Origin of the sequence: Pseudomonas sp. 31-12 (genome assembly GCF_003151075.1) — a bacterium.
Taxonomy (GTDB): Bacteria; Pseudomonadota; Gammaproteobacteria; order Pseudomonadales; family Pseudomonadaceae; genus Aquipseudomonas.
This window is the reverse complement of sequence record NZ_CP029482.1, coordinates 1868137-1889050: the sequence shown is the minus strand read 5'-3', so window position 1 is coordinate 1889050 and position 20914 is coordinate 1868137. Positions and strand designations below refer to the sequence as shown.

General features: G+C 58.9%; 22 protein-coding genes. 12 read left to right on the top strand and 10 right to left on the bottom strand.

All coding sequences use genetic code 11. The features are described 5' to 3' along the window. Positions 1-7: 7 nt before the first annotated feature. The gene (locus DJ564_RS08755; protein WP_109628512.1) at positions 8-1375 is read left to right on the top strand and encodes an HlyD family type I secretion periplasmic adaptor subunit; all 1368 of its coding nucleotides are present in this window, start codon (positions 8-10) and stop codon (positions 1373-1375) included. A gap of 147 nt (positions 1376-1522) precedes the next feature. Here DJ564_RS08755 and DJ564_RS08750 read toward each other — a convergent pair whose 3' ends face one another. After that, complete coding sequence (locus DJ564_RS08750) at positions 1523-2119, bottom strand: tRNA-uridine aminocarboxypropyltransferase (RefSeq protein ID WP_109628511.1); 597 nt, start codon at positions 2117-2119, stop codon at positions 1523-1525. A gap of 4 nt (positions 2120-2123) precedes the next feature. Beyond that, positions 2124-3017, bottom strand: coding sequence for a LysR family transcriptional regulator (locus DJ564_RS08745; protein ID WP_007945995.1), 894 nt, complete (start codon positions 3015-3017; stop codon positions 2124-2126). A gap of 633 nt (positions 3018-3650) precedes the next feature. On the opposite strand from DJ564_RS08745, the gene speB reads away from it, so the two are divergent. The 6 genes from speB to DJ564_RS08715 all read left to right on the top strand — a co-directional run bounded on the left by speB (position 3651) and on the right by DJ564_RS08715 (position 9342). Next, on the top strand, positions 3651-4601 hold the full coding sequence (gene speB, locus DJ564_RS08740; RefSeq protein WP_010462004.1) for an agmatinase: 951 nt from the start codon (positions 3651-3653) through the stop codon (positions 4599-4601). A gap of 9 nt (positions 4602-4610) precedes the next feature. Next, positions 4611-5018 carry a nuclear transport factor 2 family protein gene (locus DJ564_RS08735; RefSeq protein ID WP_010462006.1) on the top strand — a complete coding sequence of 136 codons (408 nt, stop codon included), beginning with the start codon at positions 4611-4613 and terminating at the stop codon, positions 5016-5018. A 54-nt stretch (positions 5019-5072) separates the two neighbouring features. Further along, positions 5073-6584, top strand: coding sequence for a cytosine permease (locus tag DJ564_RS08730; RefSeq protein ID WP_109628510.1), 1512 nt, complete (start codon positions 5073-5075; stop codon positions 6582-6584). 261 nt (positions 6585-6845) lie between these two features. Continuing rightward, positions 6846-8225 carry a sodium:solute symporter gene (locus tag DJ564_RS08725; RefSeq protein ID WP_109628509.1) on the top strand — a complete coding sequence of 460 codons (1380 nt, stop codon included), beginning with the start codon at positions 6846-6848 and terminating at the stop codon, positions 8223-8225. 85 nt (positions 8226-8310) lie between these two features. Next, entirely contained in the window at positions 8311-9036 is a 726-nt protein-coding gene (locus DJ564_RS08720; protein WP_109628508.1) for an MBL fold metallo-hydrolase, read from the top strand. A 54-nt stretch (positions 9037-9090) separates the two neighbouring features. Further along, positions 9091-9342, top strand: a complete 252-nt coding sequence (locus DJ564_RS08715) for a phosphopantetheine-containing protein (protein WP_109628507.1) — start codon at positions 9091-9093, stop codon at positions 9340-9342. A gap of 207 nt (positions 9343-9549) precedes the next feature. On the opposite strand, the gene DJ564_RS32335 is transcribed toward DJ564_RS08715, so the two are convergent. Continuing rightward, positions 9550-9678 (bottom strand): PA1414 family protein, encoded by a 129-nt coding sequence (locus tag DJ564_RS32335; protein WP_007914492.1) that lies wholly within the window; start codon positions 9676-9678, stop codon positions 9550-9552. 139 nt (positions 9679-9817) lie between these two features. Next, positions 9818-10711 carry a LysR family transcriptional regulator gene (locus DJ564_RS08710; RefSeq protein ID WP_109635971.1) on the bottom strand — a complete coding sequence of 298 codons (894 nt, stop codon included), beginning with the start codon at positions 10709-10711 and terminating at the stop codon, positions 9818-9820. A 103-nt stretch (positions 10712-10814) separates the two neighbouring features. On the opposite strand from DJ564_RS08710, the gene DJ564_RS08705 reads away from it, so the two are divergent. Further along, the gene (locus DJ564_RS08705; protein ID WP_109628506.1) at positions 10815-11996 is read left to right on the top strand and encodes an MFS transporter; all 1182 of its coding nucleotides are present in this window, start codon (positions 10815-10817) and stop codon (positions 11994-11996) included. Here DJ564_RS08705 and DJ564_RS08700 read toward each other — a convergent pair. From DJ564_RS08700 to DJ564_RS08680, 4 genes are all read right to left on the bottom strand, one after another. Then, on the bottom strand, positions 11941-12873 hold the full coding sequence (locus tag DJ564_RS08700) for a DMT family transporter (RefSeq protein ID WP_109628505.1): 933 nt from the start codon (positions 12871-12873) through the stop codon (positions 11941-11943). The genes DJ564_RS08705 and DJ564_RS08700 overlap by 56 nt on opposite strands. A 251-nt stretch (positions 12874-13124) precedes the next feature. Next, positions 13125-14570, bottom strand: coding sequence for an NCS1 family nucleobase:cation symporter-1 (locus tag DJ564_RS08690; RefSeq protein ID WP_109628504.1), 1446 nt, complete (start codon positions 14568-14570; stop codon positions 13125-13127). Positions 14571-14946: 376 nt separating this feature from the next. Beyond that, the gene (locus DJ564_RS08685; protein WP_109628503.1) at positions 14947-15339 is read right to left on the bottom strand and encodes a DUF2177 family protein; all 393 of its coding nucleotides are present in this window, start codon (positions 15337-15339) and stop codon (positions 14947-14949) included. A 46-nt stretch (positions 15340-15385) separates the two neighbouring features. After that, positions 15386-16222 (bottom strand): S1 RNA-binding domain-containing protein, encoded by an 837-nt coding sequence (locus DJ564_RS08680; protein ID WP_109628502.1) that lies wholly within the window; start codon positions 16220-16222, stop codon positions 15386-15388. A gap of 351 nt (positions 16223-16573) precedes the next feature. On the opposite strand from DJ564_RS08680, the gene DJ564_RS08675 reads away from it, so the two are divergent. From DJ564_RS08675 to DJ564_RS08665, 3 genes are all read left to right on the top strand, one after another. After that, the gene (locus DJ564_RS08675; RefSeq protein ID WP_017337097.1) at positions 16574-16762 is read left to right on the top strand and encodes a hypothetical protein; all 189 of its coding nucleotides are present in this window, start codon (positions 16574-16576) and stop codon (positions 16760-16762) included. A gap of 220 nt (positions 16763-16982) precedes the next feature. After that, the gene (locus DJ564_RS08670; protein WP_109628501.1) at positions 16983-17699 is read left to right on the top strand and encodes a TorF family putative porin; all 717 of its coding nucleotides are present in this window, start codon (positions 16983-16985) and stop codon (positions 17697-17699) included. A gap of 78 nt (positions 17700-17777) precedes the next feature. Then, the gene (locus tag DJ564_RS08665; protein ID WP_109628500.1) at positions 17778-18647 is read left to right on the top strand and encodes a DUF6279 family lipoprotein; all 870 of its coding nucleotides are present in this window, start codon (positions 17778-17780) and stop codon (positions 18645-18647) included. Positions 18648-18710: 63 nt separating this feature from the next. Here the strand turns inward: DJ564_RS08665 and DJ564_RS08660 are convergent, their stop codons facing one another. Then, entirely contained in the window at positions 18711-19100 is a 390-nt protein-coding gene (locus tag DJ564_RS08660) for a transcriptional regulator (protein WP_109628499.1), read from the bottom strand. 178 nt (positions 19101-19278) lie between these two features. On the opposite strand from DJ564_RS08660, the gene DJ564_RS08655 reads away from it, so the two are divergent. Further along, positions 19279-20013, top strand: coding sequence for a thioredoxin family protein (locus tag DJ564_RS08655; protein ID WP_109628498.1), 735 nt, complete (start codon positions 19279-19281; stop codon positions 20011-20013). 25 nt (positions 20014-20038) lie between these two features. Here the strand turns inward: DJ564_RS08655 and DJ564_RS32330 are convergent, their stop codons facing one another. After that, positions 20039-20797 (bottom strand): transposase, encoded by a 759-nt coding sequence (locus DJ564_RS32330; RefSeq protein ID WP_256597484.1) that lies wholly within the window; start codon positions 20795-20797, stop codon positions 20039-20041. Between the last annotated feature and the right edge of the window lie 117 nt (positions 20798-20914).

Genomic DNA, 20914 nt, shown 5'->3' with positions numbered 1-20914 from the left:
GCTACCCATGGCCCGTTCATCGTCCGACACGCCACAAGACCGGGGCTACTTCGGCAGCTTCGGCAAAACCGCAGAAAGCGAATTCATGCCGGAAACCGCCGGCGCTTCGCTGCAAGATTCGCCGCGCTGGTCGCGGATCACCGTGTGGCTGGCCGCAGCGCTGCTGATTACCGCGCTGGTCTGGGCCAAGTTTGCAGTGCTGCAAGAAGTCACCATGGGCGAAGGCAAGGCGATCCCATCAAGCAAGATCCAGGTGATCCAGAACCTCGAGGGCGGCATCGTCACCGAGATCTTCGTGCGCGAAGGGCAAATGGTGAACAAGGGCGACACCTTGCTGCGCCTCGATGACACGCGATTCCTGTCGAACAAGGGCGAAAGCGAAGCGGATCGTTATGCGCTGACCGCGCAGGTCGAGCGTCTGTCGGCCGAAGCGGAAGGCCGGCCGTTCAAGCTGTCGCCTGAGGTGATCGCCAAGGCCCCGCAGGTGGCCGAAGACGAGCGCTCGCTGTACGAACAACGTCAGCGCCGGCTGGCCAGCGAGCAACGGACACTGACCGAACAACTGCGGCAAAAGACTCAGGAACTGGCGGAATTCCGTTCCAAGCAGGGCCAGTTCAGTTCGAGCCTGGCGTTGCTGCAACAAGAGATGAACATGTCCGCGCCGCTGGTGGGCACCGGGGCAGTTTCACCGGTGGAAATCCTGCGGCTCAAACGCAGCGCGGTGGAGATTCGCGGCTCGCTGAACGCCACGACGCTGGCAATTCCCCGGGCGGAATCGGCGATCAACGAGATCAAAAGCAAGATTGATGAATCGGAACAATCCTTTCGCTCGGACGCGGCGAAAGAGCTGAATGAAAAACGCACCGACCTGTCGAAAATCACAGCGTCGAGCATCGCCATCGATGACCGCGTGACCCGCACCACCGTGGTGTCGCCGGTGCACGGGATTATCAAGATGCTGAAGGTCAATACCATCGGCGGCGTGGTTCAACCGGGCAGCGACATGGTGGAAATCGTCCCCATTGAAGACAACTTGCTGATCGAAGCCAAGGTGCGGCCGCAGGACGTGGCGTTCCTGCATCCGGGGCAGAAAGCGATGGTGAAATTCAGCGCGTACGACTACACGATTTATGGCGGGTTGACTGCCAAGCTGGAGTTGATTGGTGCGGACACGATAACTGATGACAAGGGCAACAGCTTTTATCTGATCCAGGTAAGGACAGACAAGAATCACCTGGGCGGGGATGTGAAACCGTTGCTGATTATTCCGGGGATGGTGGCGACGGTGGATATCATTACGGGCGAAAAAAGTGTGCTGGATTACTTGCTGAAACCGGTGCTGAAAGCGCGGACCGAGGCGATGCGGGAGCGATAGATTCGGCCGGAATCTTTATTGACTGTGCAATGGCTATCGCTAGCAGGCTAGCTCCCACAGGGAACTTGGAGTGAACACATGTTTGTATTCATAACTGATCAAATGTGGGAGCTAGCCTGCTAGCGATGGGGCCGGTACAGACAATACTTATCTGTCGCCATGATTGCGCTGGAAGGTCTCCTCCCCCATCGCCGCAATCTGCCCCTCGATCAGCGCCTCGAACGGTTTTAACAAGGGTTCAAAAGAGATCGGTGCTTCCAGCGTCTGCAACGCCTGGACAATCGCCTCCACCGTCGACAACGCTCCTGGCCCCGGCGCCTTGCGCAGTCGATATCGAGACACCCCACCCTCCGCCAACGTCACCCTCGGCAACGCCGCCAGCATCGGATTGAGGTGCAACATCTTGCGCGCCTTGCGCCAGGTGCCGTCCGGGACTACCAGCAAAAGCGGCTGGTCATTCGCGGTGTACGCCTGCAACGGCTGTGCATCGTCGGCAGGAAACAGCAACCGCGCCTGATACCCCGGCGGGTTCAACAGCGCCGGTAAGTCCTCGAACACCTCACCAACAATCAACTCGGCATTCTTCAAGCCCAACGCGGCCAGCCGCGCCGTGTTCAGCGCATGGTTCACTTCGCTCGGATGCTGCAACAGCAACACCCGGGTGCGGCTGTCGAGGCTCGGGATCAATGGGCACAGGCAGTGGGTTTGCGGGCGCAGGCAGCGGGGACACTGGATTCTGGACATGTTCTCAGGCCTGGTTCAGTTGTGCTTTGAGCAGATCACGGAAGGTCTGGATCAGCGGCTCACGACTGCGGCCACGGCGCACGATCATCGAGAACGGCGCCTGATAACCGAAGGTCGCGGGCAGCAACACGCGCAAATCGCCCTTGTCCGCCCAAGCCTGGGCGTAGTGCTCCGGCAGGTAACCGATGTAGGCGCCGGACAGCACCAGAATCAACTGCGCCTCCATACTTTCCACGGTGGCGGCGCTGTGCTTGAAACCGTGACGGGCCAGTTCGGCCTGGCTCCAGTAACCACGGCCGACCATGCGTTGCTGGGTGATGACTTGCTCGGGGATACGCCGTTCGGTGAACAGCGGATGACGGCTGCTGCAATACAGCCAGTGTTGTTCGCGGTAGAGCGGCATGTAGACCAGACCGCTCATGCGCGTGGAAAACGCACCGATGGCCAGGTCGAGCCGGTTGTCCTGCACGCCGAGCTGTAATTCGTAGGGGCTCATGACCGACAGGTGCAAATGCACGGCTGGGTGTTCCTGGCTATAGGCGCCGATGGCTTCGGCGAACGGCAAGGCCTTGTCGCTGACGGTGGAGTCGATTACACCCAGGTTCAGCGTGCCGCGCAGCTCACCCTTCAACGCCGCCGCGTACTGCTCGAAGCCTTCGAGTTCGCCGAGCAGACGCAGGGTTTCCTGATGGAACAGCTCGCCCTTGCTGGTCAGGCTGAAACCGCCGCGACCACGATGGCAGAGCACCAGGCCAAGGGCCGCTTCGAGCTGGCTCATGTAGGTACTGATGGCCGAAGTCGAGAGGTTGAGCTCTTGCTGGGCGTTGGCGAACCCCTGATGACGCACCACGCTGACGAAGATGCGTAACAGTTTCAGGTCGGGTAAAGCGTTGGCCATTGGGGGCTCCGGGCTATAGAAATGTGTTGCCTGTTGAATCCACCCCTCACCCCAGCCCTCTCCCCACGGGGGAGAGGGGGAAAGGGAGCCGATCTCCATGGCCTTCAAATCCTGAGTTCGACTCGATGTTTCAGGTCGATGTAATTCCCGAGAACATCTCGGTCAGTCCCCTCTACCCCTTGGGGAGAGGGGGAACGGGAGCCGATCTCCTTGGCTTTCAAACCCTGAGTTCGACTCGATATTTCAGGTCGATGTAATCCCGAGAACACCTCGGTCAGTCCCCTCTACCCCTTGGGGAGAGGGGAAAAGGGAGCCGATCTCCATGGCCTTCAAATCCTGAGTTCGACTCGATGTTTCAGGTCGATGTAATTCCCGAGAACATCTCGGTCAGTCCCCTCTACCCCCTGGGGAGAGGGTTAGGGTGAGGGGTCGATCCTGAGCCGAACGCAAATCTCAATGCCGAGAAGTCTATCTCCCCTTCCGCCATTAGTTTAGAAAAATCTGAACTAAGTATTTGCCCGTAGCGATTCTTCCCGGCCACTACATTTCGCAGAATCGGCCCCTAACGGTGCCCGAACCTCCCCGGAGCGGCGCAACCGACATAAATAAAACAACGACGATGAGGCCTTACCCGTGGACAAGATTCTTCACCAACCACTGGGCGGCAATGAAATGCCGCGCTTCGGCGGCATCGCCACCATGATGCGACTCCCCCATTTGCCTACCGCTGCCGGCCTGGATGCTGCCTTTGTTGGCGTTCCGCTGGACATCGGCACCTCGCTGCGCCCCGGCACTCGCTTCGGACCTCGCGAAATCCGCGCTGAATCGGTGATGATCCGCCCGTACAACATGGCGACCGGCGCTGCGCCGTTTGACTCGCTGTCGGTTGCCGACATCGGCGACGTGGCGATCAACACGTTCAACCTGCTGGACGCTGTACGGATCATCGAAGAATCCTACGACGCCATCCTCGAACACAACGTGATCCCGCTGACCCTGGGCGGCGACCACACCATCACCCTGCCGATCCTGCGTGCCATTCATAAGAAGCACGGCAAGGTCGGCCTGGTGCACATCGACGCTCACGCCGATGTGAACGATCACATGTTTGGCGAGAAAGTCGCCCACGGCACCACGTTCCGTCGCGCGGCCGAAGAAGGCCTGATCGACTGCGACCGCGTGGTGCAAATCGGCCTGCGCGCTCAGGGTTACACCTCCGAAGACTTCAACTGGAGCCGTAAACAAGGCTTCCGTGTCGTTCAGGCTGAAGAGTGCTGGCACAAATCCCTGGCCCCGCTGATGGCTGAAGTCCGCGAGAAAGTCGGTGGCGGTCCGGTGTACCTGACTTTTGACATCGACGGTATCGACCCAGCCTGGGCACCAGGCACCGGCACCCCGGAAATCGGTGGTCTGACGACCATTCAGGCGATCGAGATCATTCGCGGCTGCCAAGGCCTCGACCTGATCGGCTGCGATCTGGTAGAAGTCTCGCCCGCCTACGACACCACCGGCAACACCTCGCTGCTGGCCGCCAACTTGCTGTACGAAATGCTCTGCGTACTGCCTGGCGTGGCCCACCGCTGAGGATCGGTCATGACCGAACGTGATCAGGTTTTGAAAGCCGCCGCCGATCTGGTGTCAGCCTTCGCCCGTAACGATCGCGAAGCCTACTTCGGCGCGTTCAGCGCCGATGCCAGCTTCGTGTTCTACACCCTCGAGCAGCCCCTGCTGTCGCGCGATGCCTATCAGGCGTTGTGGGACACCTGGCGCGCCGAGGATGGCTTCGAGGTGCTTGCGTGCACGTCGAGCAACGCCTTCGTCAGCCTGCAGGGTGACGTGGCGATTTTCATCCATGACGTGGCCACCGAGCTGCGCATGCAAGGGGAGCAACACTTCAGCCAGGAGCGCGAGACGATTGTGTTTCGACGACAACAACAAGGCCTATGGCTGGCCTGCCACGAACATTTGTCCGCGATGCCGGAAGGGCTGCCACCCCCTTAGCCAAACAGGTGACGCTCACACACGATGAGCGCGCCTTTATGATCGGAGCTGATCATGAATAACAACAACAAAGACCAAAGCCTTACGCAGATTGAAACCCACGGGGTCGAACAGATCCCCGACAACGAACGCACCGCAGGCCCGACGGATTTGTTCCGGATGATCTTCGGCGGTTCCAACACCTTTGCCACCGCCGTGCTCGGCAGTTTCCCGGTGCTGTTCGGCCTGTCTTTTCAGGCCGGCGTCTGGGCGATTGTGCTGGGCGTGTTGCTGGGCTCGCTGATCCTCGCGCCAATGGGCCTGTTCGGGCCGCTCAATGGCACCAACAACGCCGTGTCTTCCGGTGCGCACTTCGGCGTGCACGGGCGAATCGTCGGTTCGTTCCTGTCGCTGCTGACCGCCATCGCCTTCTTCTCGCTCTCGGTGTGGAGTTCGGGTGATGCGCTGATCGGTGGTGCGAAACGCCTGATCGGCCTGCCGGAAACCGACCTGACCCTGGGCCTGGCCTACGGTCTGTTCGCGATTCTGGTGCTGACGGTTTGCATCTATGGCTTCCGCTTCCTGTTGTGGGTAAACAAGATTGCGGTGTGGAGCGCCAGCCTGCTGTTCCTGCTGGGTATCTTCGCGTTCGTCGGGCCGTTCGATGTGAACTACGCCGGCACCGTGAGCCTGGGGCAACCGGGTTTCTGGGCGGCCTTCATCGGCGCAGCGCTGGTGGCGATGAGCAACCCGATTTCCTTCGGGGCGTTCCTCGGTGACTGGTCGCGCTACATCCCGCGTGACACCTCGAAGCGCCGGATCATGGCCGCCGTGGTGATCTCGCAGATCGCCACGTTCATCCCGTTCCTGTTCGGCCTCGCCACCGCCACCATCGTGGCGATCAAGGCCCCGGACTACATCGCAGCCAACAACTACGTCGGCGGTCTGCTGGCGGTCTCGCCGAGCTGGTTCTTCCTGCCGGTGTGCCTGATCGCGGTGATCGGCGGCATGTCCACCGGCACCACTTCGCTCTATGGCACGGGGCTGGACATGTCCAGCGTGTTCCCTCGGGTGCTGTCGCGGGTCAAGGCGACGCTGTTGATTGGCGTGATGTCGATTGCCTTCATCTTCATCGGGCGCTTTGCGGCGAACCTGGTGCAGAGCGTGTCGACGTTCGCCGTGCTGATCATCACCTGCACCACCCCGTGGATGGTGATCATGATCATCGGCCTGCTGGTGCGCCGTGGCTTCTACTGCCCGGATGACCTGCAAGTGTTCACCCGCGGCGAGAAAGGTGGCCGCTACTGGTTCACCCACGGCTGGAACTGGCGTGGGCTGGGTGCGTGGATCCCGAGTGCACTGGTGGGTTTGTGTTTTGTGAACCTGCCGGGGCAATTCGTTGGCCCGCTGGGTGAACTGGCGGGTGGTATCGACATCAGCCTGCCAGTGACTCTCGGCCTGGCATCGCTGGTGTACCTGACGCTGCTGAGTCTGTTCCCGGAACCGGCTGCGGTGTTCGGGCCGAATGATGCACGTAGCAAGGGCACGGATTCGCTCGGTAAACCGGCGCTGCGACAAGCCGCCTGATTCAACACAAACGATGGTCAACGGACCTCTGTGGCGAGGGAGCTTTGTGGCGAGGGGGCTTGCCCCCGTTCGACTGCGCAGCAGTCGCAAGGCAGTAACGAGTTCTGATCAAAGAACTGCGGTTGCAGGTTTTGGGGCCGCTTCGCGACCCAACGGGGGCAAGCCCCCTCGCCACAGCAAGCTCCCTCGCCACAAAAAGCGGACTGATTGCCACATTGATTTTCGCCTCACCATAAAAAAGACAATCGGAGACACGCCATCATGGCTTTGGATTTATTCGTCGTACTCATCTACGCCGCCGCGATGCTGATACTCGGCTACTTTGGCATGCGCAAGGCCAAAACCAACGAAGACTACTTGGTCGCCGGTCGAAACCTCGGCCCGACCCTGTACATGGGCACCATGGCCGCCACCGTTCTGGGCGGCGCGTCCACCGTGGGCACCGTACGCCTGGGTTATGTTCATGGCATTTCCGGTTTCTGGCTCTGCGCCGCACTGGGTTGCGGGATCGTCGCGCTGAACCTGTTCCTCGCCAAACCGCTGCTGAAGCTGAAGGTATTCACCGTTACCCAAGTGCTCGAAAAGCGCTACAACCCAATGGCTCGTACCGCAAGCGCCAGCATCATGCTGGCCTATGCGCTGATGATCGGTGTGACCTCGATCCTGGCCATCGGCACCGTACTGCAAGTGTTGTTCGGCCTTCCGTTCTGGATGTCGGTGATTCTGGGCGGTGGTGTGGTGGTGATCTACTCCACCATCGGCGGCATGTGGTCGCTGACCCTGACCGACATTGTCCAGTTCGGAATCCAGACCGTCGGCCTGATGTTCCTGCTGCTGCCAATCTGTTTGTACCGAGTGGGTGGCTGGGATCAATTGGTTGCACAGTTGCCGGCTGCCAGCTTCAGCTTCACCAGCATCGGCTGGGACACCATCATCACCTACTTCATGATTTACTTCTTCGGCATCCTGATAGGCCAGGACATCTGGCAACGGGTGTTCACCGCACGAAGCGAAAAAGTTGCGAAGTATGCCGGTACCACTGCGGGCATCTACTGCATCATCTACGGTCTGGTCTGTGCATTGATCGGCATGGCCGCTCACGTACTGATCCCGGATCTGGACAACGTCAATAACGCTTTCGCCGCTATCGTCAAAGTCTCACTGCCGGACGGCATCCGTGGCTTGGTAATCGCTGCAGCCCTGGCTGCCATGATGTCCACCGCCAGCGCCGGCCTGCTTGCCGCATCCACCACCCTGACCGAAGACCTGCTGCCGAAACTGCGTGGCGGCAAACAATCGAACGTGAACGTTAACCGCCTGTTTACCCTGCTGACCGGCATTGCAGTACTCGGCATCGCTTTGGTGGTGAACGACGTAATCAGCGCATTGACCCTGGCCTACAACCTGTTGGTGGGCGGCATGCTGATCCCGCTGATGGGCGCGATCTTCTGGAAACGCGCGACCACCGCCGGCGCTATCGCCAGCATGGGCCTGGGCTTTGCCACTGCGCTGGTATTCATGATCAAAGACGGTATGGACGCCAATACCCCGATCTACTACAGCCTCGGCGTTAGCCTGGTGAGCTTCGTCGTGGTCAGCTTGCTGTCCCGTCGTCCGACAGCGGTGGCGAGCGCCATCTAAGCTGAACATAACGACTTGATGCTTTCTTCGACGGGTGTGGCGTCGGTTGCCACACCCGTTTTTTTTCGTCTGAAGGAAACTGCTTATGAAGATCGTCAGCCGCGATCAGTGGTTCGAGGTCAAACAGCTCAGTGACGGCATTCGGCTGATTCACGAGCCTTACATCCGGCCTTTCTATCGCTGCAACCTCTGGCACATTCAGGGCCGCGACAAGGACTTGCTGCTGGACAGCGGTTCCGGGCTGGTCAGTCTGCGCGAGCAACTGCCGTGGATCACCGAGCGGCCCTTGGTGGCGGTGGCCAGTCATTGCCATTTCGACCACATTGCCGGGCATCACGAATTTTCCGAACGCCTGGTGCATCCGGCCGAGGCCGACATCCTGGCGGCACCTGACGGCGAAAACGATTTGAGCCGGGCGTTTGTCGGCGACGAGATGTTCGAGGCGCACCCGGACTGCCCGTTGTGCTACGCCGAATACCGGGTCAAAGCCGCGCCGGCCACTGGGATGATTGAAGAAGGCGACGTGCTGGATCTGGGCAATCGGGTGCTGCAAGTGCTGCACACGCCGGGGCATTCACCGGGTGGCATCAGCCTGTATGAAGCCGCGACCGAGACCTTGTTCAGCGGGGACATCATCTACGACGGGCCGCTGATCGAAGACGCTTACCATTCCAATCTCGACGACTACGCTCGCAGCCTGCAACGCCTGCGCGCGTTGCCGATACGCACGGTGCACGGCGGGCATTTCGGCAGTTTTTCCGGGGATCATTTGCGCACGATGATTGACGAGTGGCAGCGCTCACACGCCTGAAGACTGCTGTACTCAAGCACAGGGAAAACAACAATAACGCCCTCGAAGACAACCATGAAAAGAGCTGCCGTTCGTGCTGCCGTGCATCGCTTCATAAGCCGCCTGTTGGAGAGTCAGGATGACTTCGACGACAACGCCAGCCTGGCGCAGTTGGGATTGGATAAACAGGATATTGAAGAGCTGATCTTCCATCTGGAAGATGAGCTGGGGTTGACGGCATTTACGGCGCAAGAAGACCGGATGCTCAAGGACGCCAGGACGGCGAATGATTTGAGTCGGTTTTTGGTGGAGATTGGGCGGGATTGAATCCGAATGTCCAACACGCTCTGGTGGTGAACAGTGGACCTGTGGCGAGGAGATTTATCCCCGTTGGGCTGCGGAGCAGCCCCAAGACCATTCAACCGGGTTGTATCTGGCTGACTGCGTCAAGCTATTTACGACTGCTTCGCAGCCGAACGGGGATAAATCCCCTCGCCACAACAAGCCCGCTCGTCACGGGCCCTGTGTTGGCAGTCACCGACGGCGCTGCTGGCGTCGGCGCTGTTCGTCGTCAGTGCGAATAGGCACAGGTTGCAGAGGCGGTTCGATCAAACCGAGTGCAACACCCAGATCGTGCAGCCAGTTTTGGATTTTCTCTTTCATGGTGCCCCCTTCAGGGTAGTGCCGAGCGGCTGAAATTCTGTAGCCCCTTCGCACTGATAATAGTCCGAAGTCCTACGCAATGCTCGGCCAAATCCGCAATGATCTGTTACTGAATGGATCAAAATACCTGACCGATAGTTCAAGCAATCGCCGCAGCCTGCATCGGCGCCGACGGATAGATCGCCTGTTGCTGCTCAATCCATGCGTTCAGATTGGCCCCGACCATGCCCTTGCGCCACATCAGCCAGGTCGTCGCGTGGGCAAACGGTTCCGCCAAGGGGTGCACCGCCACGCTTTCGCGGCCCGGCAGGCTGGCAAGCATCGACTCCGACATCAGCGCCACGCCCGAGCCGGCAATCACACAAGCCAGCATGCCCGGATAGGATTCAATCTCCATCGCCCGGCCCATGGCCGCGTGGTCATGGGCGAACCAGGCTTCAAGGCGCATTCGGTAGGAACAGCCCTGACGAAAGGTAAACACCGAGCGCCCTTCGACATCCAGTGCGCTGCGCACCGGCGGGTGATCGGCCTCGCTGATAAGCACCAGCCGCTCGTCGCACAACGGCACACCGTCCAGGCCGGCCAACTCCAGCGGGCCGTCCACTAGCGCCGCGTCGAGACGACCGGTGAGTAAACCTTCAAGCAATTCGCCGCTGGGCCCGGACTGCACTTGCAGGTTCACCGCCGGATACGTGCGGTGATAACGCGCCAGTAGTCCCGGCAAATGAATCGCCGCCGTGCTGTACATGGTGCCCAGCACGAAGTCCCCGGCCGGTTGCCCGCCCTGCACTGCTGCCTGGGCTTCGTCGCGCAAGCTGAAGAGTTTGGCGGTGTAGTCCAGCAGGACTTTTCCCGCAGGCGACAATTGCAGGCGCTGACGCTCACGGACGAAAAGCTCTACACCAAGCTGCTCTTCAAGTTGCTTGAGCCGCGTTGACAGGTTCGATGGCACCCGGTGCAATCGTTCGGCAGCACGGGTGATCGAGCCCTCTTGCGCCACGGCCTGGAAGATTCGTAACTGGCTGAACTCCACGATCTTCTCCAAATCAGAACAAGTTACTCACTATTATTCATTTTTAAAGAAAGTCAATCAGTCCTAGCCTGACGGTCATTGATCCTTTGCCGGAATCCAGACCATGTCTCCCTTGATTCGCTTACTCGCCAGTTTTATTGCCCTGATGATGGCCATGGGCATCGGGCGTTTCGCCCTCACGCCGCAAATGCCGCACTTGCTCAGCGAAGGTCAGATCGACCTGACTGCCGCCGGTCTGATTGCCGCCGCCAACTACCTCGGCTACTTCGTCGGCGCCGTGGACGCCATGTTCTCTCGCAGTCCCGAACAAGTTCGTCGGCGACTGCTCGGTGGGTTGTGGCTGTGTGTGCTGCTGACGCTGGCGTCGTTCTGGGCCAACGGGTTCTGGTCGCACCTGGTGCTGCGATTCGGTACCGGCGTGGCCAGCGCCTGGGTGCTGGTGATGATCACGGCGTTGAGCCAGCCACTGGCAGCGGCAGCCGGCCGCCCACGACTGGGCGCCCAGGTATTTGCCGGACCTGGTTTGGGGATTTTTCTCACAGGAATGTTGGCGTTGGGCTCGCACCTGCTGGGGCAGACGTCTGCAACCCTGTGGCTGGTGTATGCCGGTGTCGCATTGGCAATGCTGCTGGGGATTCTGCCGTTTTTGCCGCAATCGACCGCGACTGCGGTTGCCGCACCGAGCACAGCCACTTCGAACCAGCGAGGCATTGGTCGTCTAGGTGTGATCTACGGGTTGTACGGCTTGGGCTACATCATCCCCGCCACGTTCCTTTCGCAAATGGCCAGCGCACAGTTCCATGGCCAATGGCAGGCAGACCTGTTCTGGCCGTGCTTCGGTCTGGCGTCGGCTATCGGGGTGGTGCTGGTCAGCCTGCGTCGGCAAACCCCGAATGGCACTCGTCACTGGCTGATGGTGACGCTGTGGCTGCAAGCCGCCGGCGTCTTTGCCTGCTTGTTGGGCAGCGGGTCGGGCCTGGCGCTTGGGGTGATTCTTTGCGGCACGCCGTTCCTGGCCTGCATGCAATTGGTGATGCAACGCTCCCGGGAACTGGCGCCCCACGCTACTCAACGCAACGCCGGGATGCTAACGGCCTGCTTTGCCGTGGGTCAGCTCGCCGGACCGTTGCTGGCAGCGCTGAGCAGCCATTTCAGTGGTGGTTTGCAGCCAGCGCTGGTGGTTGCCGGCAGCGGCTTGCTTGTCGCCGGTGGGTTGTTACTGCGTCCCGTCACTGCTGCCCAAGGGCTTTGCGCAAACGACGGCGCACCCACTGCTCAGCGCTGACAAACGTGATGCCCAGCAGCACCAGCACCGCGCCGATGACGAAGTTCAGGCTCAGCTCTTCACCCAGCAACACCACGCCGAACGTGACGCCGAACAGCGGCGTCATGAACGAAAACACCGCCAGGTTCGCCGCCAGATAACGGCGCAACAACCAGAACCATGTCAGGTAGCTGAAGAACGACACCACCAATCCCTGGAACAGCACGCTGGCCACCGCGACGGTGGTCAGGCTGACATGGGTTACTTGGCCGCTGAGGATCGCGATCAGCAGCAAACCGACGAAGCCGACGATCAGTTGATAGAACAGTGTCAACGTGACCGGGGCTTCTGACAGTCGCGAAGCGCGCACCACCACCGTGGTCGCGCCCCAGGATGCGCCGGCCAGCACGCCCAACGCATCCCCCATCAGCATGCGGTGATCGAGGTTGTCCCAGGACACGCCGCCAGCAAACGCGATGGCGATCCCGACGAAGGCAAGGAAAATCCCCAGCCATTGCACCGGCCTCAGACGTTCGCTCGGCAGCAGCCAGTGCACGCCCAACGCGGTAAAAATCGGCGCGGTGTAAAGGAACACCGACATATGCGCTGCCGTGGTCAGTTGCAAACCTTCGGAAATGAAAAAGAACTCCAGACCAAACAACGCACCGGCCAACAAGCCACCGCGCCAGGTGCTGCTGACCTGGTCCCAGCCACCCTTCCAGCAGATCAACAGTCCTACAAGCAACGCGGAAATACCCGACCGCCCCGCCGCCTGCATGACCGGTGCGATGTCGGGCGCCGCCCATTTGATCATCACCTGCTGCACGCCCCAGATCAGGCACAACCCGATCATCACTTGCAGGGCAAACCCATCGGCGCTACGCCGGGTGGCGTTCACCGGAAGACCTCGAAAACACAATCCATGGCAGGGACTCGACAGTAAAAAGTAAAGCCCCAGCTCAAGGCTGGGGCGAAAAATTATGCTGTCGATTATTAACCAGATGGCCAGAAAATGCCGCCTGTAAGAGATAGGCCGGTTAAAGGCAATTCCTGTGGGAGCGGGCTTGCTCGCGAAGGCGGTGTGCCAGACAACATCAATGCTGACTGACCCAACCCCTTCGCGAGCAAGCCCGCTCCCAGGGGGTTGCGTTATCCCGCGGTGGCAACCGCTGCCGTTTGATGGGTTTGCTCGCGCCAAGCCAAAACGAAGTAAATCGCGCCACCGAGGAAGCAACCCGTGAACCAGGCAAAATTGGCCATCGGTTGCAGCACCGGGGTGAAGGTGATCGCCACGCCCAAGAGGGTTGCAGGAATCAGCGCTTTCACCGCGGTCCAATTGACCCCGCCGCTGTAGTAATACTGACCGTTGGGGCCGTCATCAAACAGCGCATCGACATTGATCTGCTGCTTTTTGATCAGGTAGTAATCCACCAACAGAATCCCGAACAGCGGGCCGATGAAGGCCGCCAACACGTCGAGGGTGTAGTGAATCACTTCCGGGTTGTTGAACAGGTTCCACGGGGTGATGAAAATCGAGGCCACCGCCGCAATCATCCCGCCCGCACGCCAGCTGATTTTGCTCGGGGCTACGTTGGCGAAATCGAATGCCGGGGACACGAAGTTGGCGACGATGTTGATGCCGATGGTCGCGGTGACAAAGGCGAAGGCACCGAGCAGCACGGCAACACTGTTGTCGATGCGCGCCACGGTGGCGATCGGGTCGTGCAGCATTTCACCGAACACCGGCAAGGTGCCGGAAACAATGACCACGGTGACCAGGGAAAAGGCGAGAAAATTGACCGGCAAGCCCCAGAAGTTTCCACGCCGCACGTCCTTCATGCTGCGGCAATAGCGACTGAAGTCACCGAAATTCAGGGTAGGGCCGGAAAAGTACGACACCACCAGCGCCGTGGCGACAATCACTTGTCCGAACGCTTCCCAGCCGGACAGGGATTTTTCCGCAAGGGTGAAACTGATGTTGCTCCAGCCGGCCTGCCAGACGATCCAACCGGCGAGCATGAACATCACCCCATAAACCACCGGACCTGCCCAATCGATGAAACGTCGGATCGACTCCATGCCGGCCCAGAACACCATCGCCTGTAAGCACCACAGGCTGAGGAAACCGAACCAGCCAAGGTAGGACAAACCGGCAAAATGCGGTTCGGCGTAGGCCGCCATTGCAGGAAAGAATCGCAACACGACGATGATCAAGGCGCTGGACGCAAGGTACGTCTGAATCCCGTACCAGGCCACGGCGATCAGGCCGCGGATGACCGCAGGAATATTCGCTCCGAACACGCCGAAGGCCAGGCGACAGATCACCGGGTACGGCACCGCCGCTTGCTGGCTCGGCCTGGCCACCAGATTGGCGATCAGTTGCACGATGCAGATTCCGCCAAGCAACGCGATCAACACCTGCCAACTGGCCAGGCCCAGGGCGAACAGGCTGGCGGCGAACACATAACCCCCGACGCTGTGCACATCGCTCATCCAGAAAGCGAAGATGTTGTACCAGTTCCATTTCTGCGGCACCGGCCCCAAGTCCTGGTTATACAGGCGGGGGCTGTAGCCGTTGGGCAATTGCTCGGTCATCGCGGGACTCCTTGAAGCAGCCCCCGGAATTGATGCGGCGACCACACTGCGCACGGGAGCTGGCGTGGTTTGTATACGAGTTGCTACGCAGAATGCGTGCCATAGGCATTGAATGTGTGACAAGTCGCGGCTTTCACACGAGGCAGAGCGAGGTCTCAGACAGATCTCGGCGTAGATAACGCCCATCAACAGGGCATGAATGCCTGCATTCAGTGCAAATTTATCTGTATACAACTTGGATGAGTGCTGCTGTGCGGGCAATCGCGGGCAAGCCCGCTCCCACAAGGATATTCGTCGCCATGAACATCTTCGGCTCAACACAAATCCACTGTGGGAGCGGGCTTGCCCGCGAAGGCGTCATTGAAGGCAACGGGAATCACAGCACCTTTCGCGTAGTCCAATACCCAACAGTGCAGGCAATGCAGGTAGCCAACGTGCCCCAGGCCATGTCCATCAACGCCAACTGCGCCGACCATCCGTTCAACGTCGCCCAATTACTCAAGTCATAGGTGCCGTAAGCCACCAGCCCCAACAACGCGCCCAGCGCCGAGGCTCGTCGCCAGGTCTTTGCCGGCAACACTACGAACACCAAACAACCGAATACATAAAGGAGATAGAACACCGCTGCCGGGGCCAGCAGCGGTTGGTCGAGCATCAGCGGACCGAGCAGCGCGCGATAGGTCGGCGCCATGAGCACGCCGAGCCAGAGGCCGTCGAGCACGAGAAACGCCAACAAGGTGCTGACGTAAGCCAAGAGTGCTTTTTTCATCGCAGTCCAACCCCGTGTAATTGACCTACATGGGGCCGGCGCGCGGTCAGCTTAGTTCAATGCGATCCGCATGAATGACGATCTGGCCGTTCTTGTACAGCGCACCGATGGCCTTCTTGAAGTTGCCTTTGCTGACACCAAACAGGCTGGTAATCACCGCCGGATCGCTCTTGTCGCTGACCGGCAGGGTGCCGTTGTTTTCACGCAACTTGGCGAGGATCTTCGAGTTGAGGCTGGTGGCGGCCTCTTCGCCCACTGGTTGCAGGCTCAGGCTGATCTTGCCGTCGGTACGGACTTCTTTGATAAAGCCTTTCTCTTCCTTGCCGGCGCGCATGAACTTGAAGATTTCGTTCTTGTGGATCAGGCCCCAGTGCTTGTTGTTGATGATTGCCTTGAAACCCATATCGGTCGCTTCGGCCACCAGCAAATCAACTTCCTGGCCCGGGGTGTAACTGGCCGGGGTCTTGTCGAGGTAACGATCCAGGCGCGCCGTCGCGGTGATGCGGCGGGTGTGCTTGTCGAGGTAGACGTGCACCACGACATATTCGCCGGCGGTCATCTGGCGCTTTTCTTCGGAGTACGGCAGCAGCAGGTCCTTCGGCAGGCCCCAATCCAGGAAAACACCGATGCTGTTGACTTCAACGACTTTCAAACTGGCGAACTCACCGACCTGAACTTTCGGCTTTTCGGTAGTTGCGATGAGTTTGTCATCGCTGTCCAGATAAACAAAAACGTTGAGCCAATCTTCATCTTCGCTGGGAATATCTTTGGGAATATAACGATTAGGCAGGAGGATTTCGCCATCCGCGCCACCGTCAAGATATAAACCGAAGTTAGTGTGTTTAACCACTTGCAAACTGTTGTAGCGCCCGACTAAAGCCATTTCCAATACCCTCATTGCGTGGGCGGCATTCTACCCGGTTTTGCGGGCGACGTTCCCGTGGCCAGCCGGGTGACACCAGAAATTCTTCTGAAGGCCTTCATTTTCCTGGGTTTGCCTTAGGCGTTTGGCCGCTCGTCAGGCCGAACGGGCGAACATCACCCCTGCCGAACCTTCAAAAAATCGTATTTATCTACCGTCGTTTTTAGTTAAAACAGCAGCTTAGGTACGTATTTTGGACAATAACTTGTGATTAATTTCGTCGCTACGATGTGTATTTTGAGGGGATATTTGCCAAGCAATTGTCAAGTATTTCCTGTACGATGCCTGGCCAAGTTAATTTTCTACAGGTTAATGGCCGCCATGCGTGTAAAAGCATCCAACAGCAAAGCAAAGCCAGCTCCAGCCGTTGAAACCAGCGAATCGATCAACAACCAGATTGCTGCGTTCCTCAAGTCCGGCGGCGAGATCCAGCAAATTGCCAAAGGCGTCAGCGGCCAGACGTTCGGCCCGTCCAAGCAGATCACTTTGGGCAAGAAGTAACACTCCCCCAAAGATCCGCTGCGTCACCTGGTCCGTAAGCGCTTTGAGCTTCGAAGCGCTTGGGCTGGAACCCCCTCGCCACACCCCGCCAAACACATCAATATTTCAAAAATCGACGAACGGCCTTCAATGCCGAGCATTCGCCGGTATGCTTGCACACGTCTAGATCAAGCGTTTCAGTAGGTTTTTGTTCCTGCTCCTCGCGGTCATGGAGTGACGCATGCTCAAACCCTCCCATTTATTGCTCGGCACCCTGCTGTCGTGTTCGGTCGCCAACGCGCAAATCTTCCAGCGTGAATTGGGCGACTTCGACCTCAAACTCGGCACCACCCCCAGCCGCAGCATGGCCCAGGGGCTGGTCAAGCCTTCCAGCACCGGCTCGTTCCACGGCGGCCTCGACCTGAGCCACGACAGCGGTTTTTATGTGGGGCAATGGGCGCCGAGCATGGGTTTATCCCCTGGGGCCAACCTTGAAGTCGATTCCTACCTGGGCTTTAAACAGCCTTTCGATAATACCCTCGGGTACGAAGTCGGCTTGATCCGCTACAGCTATCCGAAAGTGGACACTCTCGACAGCCAGGAGCTGTTCGGTGGCCTGACCTTTCTCGGCAGCCGTTTCGGCGCAGCCTTCAGCAATGACCCGGACAAACAGAACAGCACCGTGTTCGCGGACCTGGGTGGCAATCAGCCGTTCGGCATCGGGATCAGCATGAAATACACCACCCATCAGCTCAACACGCCGGCGTCTGTCGACGGCGGGTATATCGGCAGCTTCACCGATTGGTCCGTGCAACTCTCCCGCCCCTTCATGGGCGTCGATCTGGACCTGATCTACAGCGACTCAAGCCTCAGCGGCAGCGACTGCTCCGCCTATTCCGGGCACAACAGCCAGTGCGACGGGCTGGTCACTATCAGGGCGGAGCGCGCCTTTTATTGATCGGCTGAACTGCCGGGCACATTCTGCGTTCACATAAGAATCCCCCTCACGAAGCCAGGCTTTCGCAAGGATTCGCCCATGTCGCGCTGGTTGAAGTATCTCGCCGTCATCATCACCCTCAGCCTCGCTCTTGGCGCCTGTAGCCGCGTGGGCCTGGCCTACCGCAACCTCGACGTGATCATTCCGTGGACGCTCAGCGACTACCTGGACATGAATGGCGAACAGAAAGGCTGGTTCAACGAGCGCCTCGGGGAACACTTGAGCTGGCACTGCACCACGCAATTGCCGGGCTATCTCGACTGGCTGGACCGCTTGCAGAGCATGGTCGAGACCAATCAGGTCTCCGACGCCGCACTGCAGACCCGCACTCAGGAAGCCAAAGCCGCCATCGCCCAGACCGCCCGAGAAATCACGCCCTCGGCCATCGAGCTGTTGCAGGGGCTGGATGACAAGCAAGTCGCGGAAATGAACGACGCCTTCGACAAGGATCAGCGCAAACGCCAGGAGGATTACGTTAAACCGTCTCTCGATCAGCAGATCAAGCAGCGCGGCGCGCGCATGGAAAAGCGCCTGAACGACTGGCTTGGACCGCTCAGCCCGACCCAGCGACAACGGGTGGTGACATGGTCAAACGCCTTGGGTGACCAGAACACGCAATGGATCGCCAACCGTGTCCATTGGCAGAAGCAGTTCAGTGCGGCCGTTGCGCAACGCCAGAGTCCGGAATTCCCACAGCGTATCGAGACACTTCTGGTGAATCGCGAGAGTTTGTGGACGCCGGCTTACCGTCAGGCCTACGCCAATACCGAAGCGCAGGCACGAAGCTTGTTTGTGGATTTGATGGCTGAGAGTACGCCGGTACAGCGCCAGCGCTTATTGAAGAAAATTGAAGGGGTTCGCAAGGACTTCAACGATCTGAAATGCCTGAAAGCAGCGCAACAAGGCTAAAACACAACACAAATCCAATGTGGGAGCGGGCTTGCTCGCTCCCACATTGGTTATGGGTGGTCTTCAGGCGATCTGCGCCTTCGACGCCACCTCATCAAACGTCAGCTCATCCAGTGCATCTTCCTGCTCATCCAATACCTGCCGCGGATGATCATTACCCGGAATGCTGCTGTCGATCAGGCTCAACAAACTCGAGCCCCGCGGCGTCAAAATATAATTGGAGCCGGTGCCGCCCTGCTCTTCAGGCCTAGGCTCGATATAGCCGCGCTCCAGCAGTAATTTTTCGTACTCGCCGGCCACAGCCTTGAGGTGATCGAGGTTTTCAGTCGCTTCGCCTTCCGACGCTTTCTCCGCAGCGTACTGCTCGGCATACGGGCGCGGCGTGAAACTGGACTCACCGTGTTGCACTTCGTGCAGCAAGCGTTCAATCAAATCCCAGTTGTAAGTTGTCATCCTGATTCAACCTCCAAAGCCTGTGAGTGAGATGGCCTTCTTAAGTTGTGACCGGCACCGCGCGCAGCCGTTCAGCCGAGTTTTTTGCGGCTGCCGACCGACGGCATGTCGAATTGGACGCAGGTCAAACGACTAGGCTGTGTAAGTCACCTCCCAGCATTGCGAAGGAGAAAACCTGATGAACGTTCAGAATCATCCCGTCGTGTCCCGCGATGAATGGCTCGCCGCCCGCAAACAACACCTGGCCCACGAAAAAGCCTTCACCAAAGAACGGGACAAGCTCAGTGCCGAACGCCGCGCCTTGCCCTGGGTGAAAATCGATAAGGATTACCACTTCCAGGGCCCCCAAGGCGAACTGAAACTCGCCGACCTGTTCGGCGGCCGCAGCCAGTTGGTCATCTACCACTTCATGTTCGCCGCGGGATGGGACGAAGGCTGCCCCGGCTGCTCGTTCCTGTCCGACCACATCGACGGCGCCAACCAGCATCTGGCTCACCATGACGTCGCCGTGGTCGCGGTTTCCCACGCACCGTTCGCCGAATTCCAGGCCTTCAAACGGCGCATGGGCTGGAAGTTTGATTGGGTGTCGTCAGAAGGTTGCGATTTCAACTACGACTTTGGCGTCTCTGCCCGAGCCGAAGATGTCGCTGCTGGCAGAGCCACCTACAACTACGAAAAATCCGACGGAGCGGAAGAAGAACTCCCTGGCCTCAGCGTGTTTTATCGCAATGAAGCCGGCGAGATCTTTCACACCTATTCCACTTATGCCCGTGGTCTCGACCTGCTGGTCGGCGCCTACAACTACCTCGACCTGACGCCCAAGGGCCGTAATGAAGAGGAAATCATGGAGTGGGTGCAGCACCACGACAAATACGACGACAAGACATCGTCCAGTTGCTGTCACGGAGGGTAGTGCGCGCTAGAACACATAACAACTTTCAGGCCGCGATGTCTCGAACCGCCACGACCGGATCACACCATCGGCCGTGGTGTACACGGAGTAGCAATTGAATCCGTTTACGTGCCAGATCGCGCAGCGCTCGCTCTTGTGGCGGATGAATATAGCCAGTGGGTAATATCCCTAGCCTCAGCAAATGCGCCAGGAACGCTGCATCATCCTTATCGTCGGAATGCTTTAAGCCGTTGTAGCGTTGCATCGCCACCGGGTTGGCCAGTTTTACCTCGAAGCCTGCCGCCTTCAGGCCGTCGACCAGCCAATACCAGTTGTACGTAGACTCGACCACGACGCCGAGCAATTCTCCACGGTGTGGTTCGAGTAGCGGGAGGATTTGCGTCAACTCATTGGGGCAGCGTCGGCTGATCAAAACTCGGTCCGTTTCGTCGGTAACCACAACAACGCTGTTGTTCGAATGCAGGTCTATGCCACAGAATTTCATCACGGCCTCCTCACAGCAAAAGTCTAAGTTCGCACCTTGAATTTTGCGCCACCTCCGTGAGGTGGGGAGGCCGGCCAGATGATTCTCAGATTTATTTGCCGGCCTTGTCCCGTCCTGAAACAGGTGTAAACCTATTTCAGGACTAGACACCTCACAACCAAATAAAATAAATCCGTCCCCTTTTCTACATTTATCGAAGCGGCCAATTTTGCGCGACGCTTCAGTGCGGACGCCAAACGTTTTTTTGAGAAAAAGAAAGCCAAGACCAACGCCGTGGTCGCTACCAAAGCACTGGCGCACAAACTGGCGCGGGCGAGTTACCACATTTTAAAGGAGAAACAGCCTTTTGATGCCAAGCGCTGTTTCGCCTGAAGGGCGAGTTAAGGTGATGGCCGATCAACCAAAAAGGGACTGGCG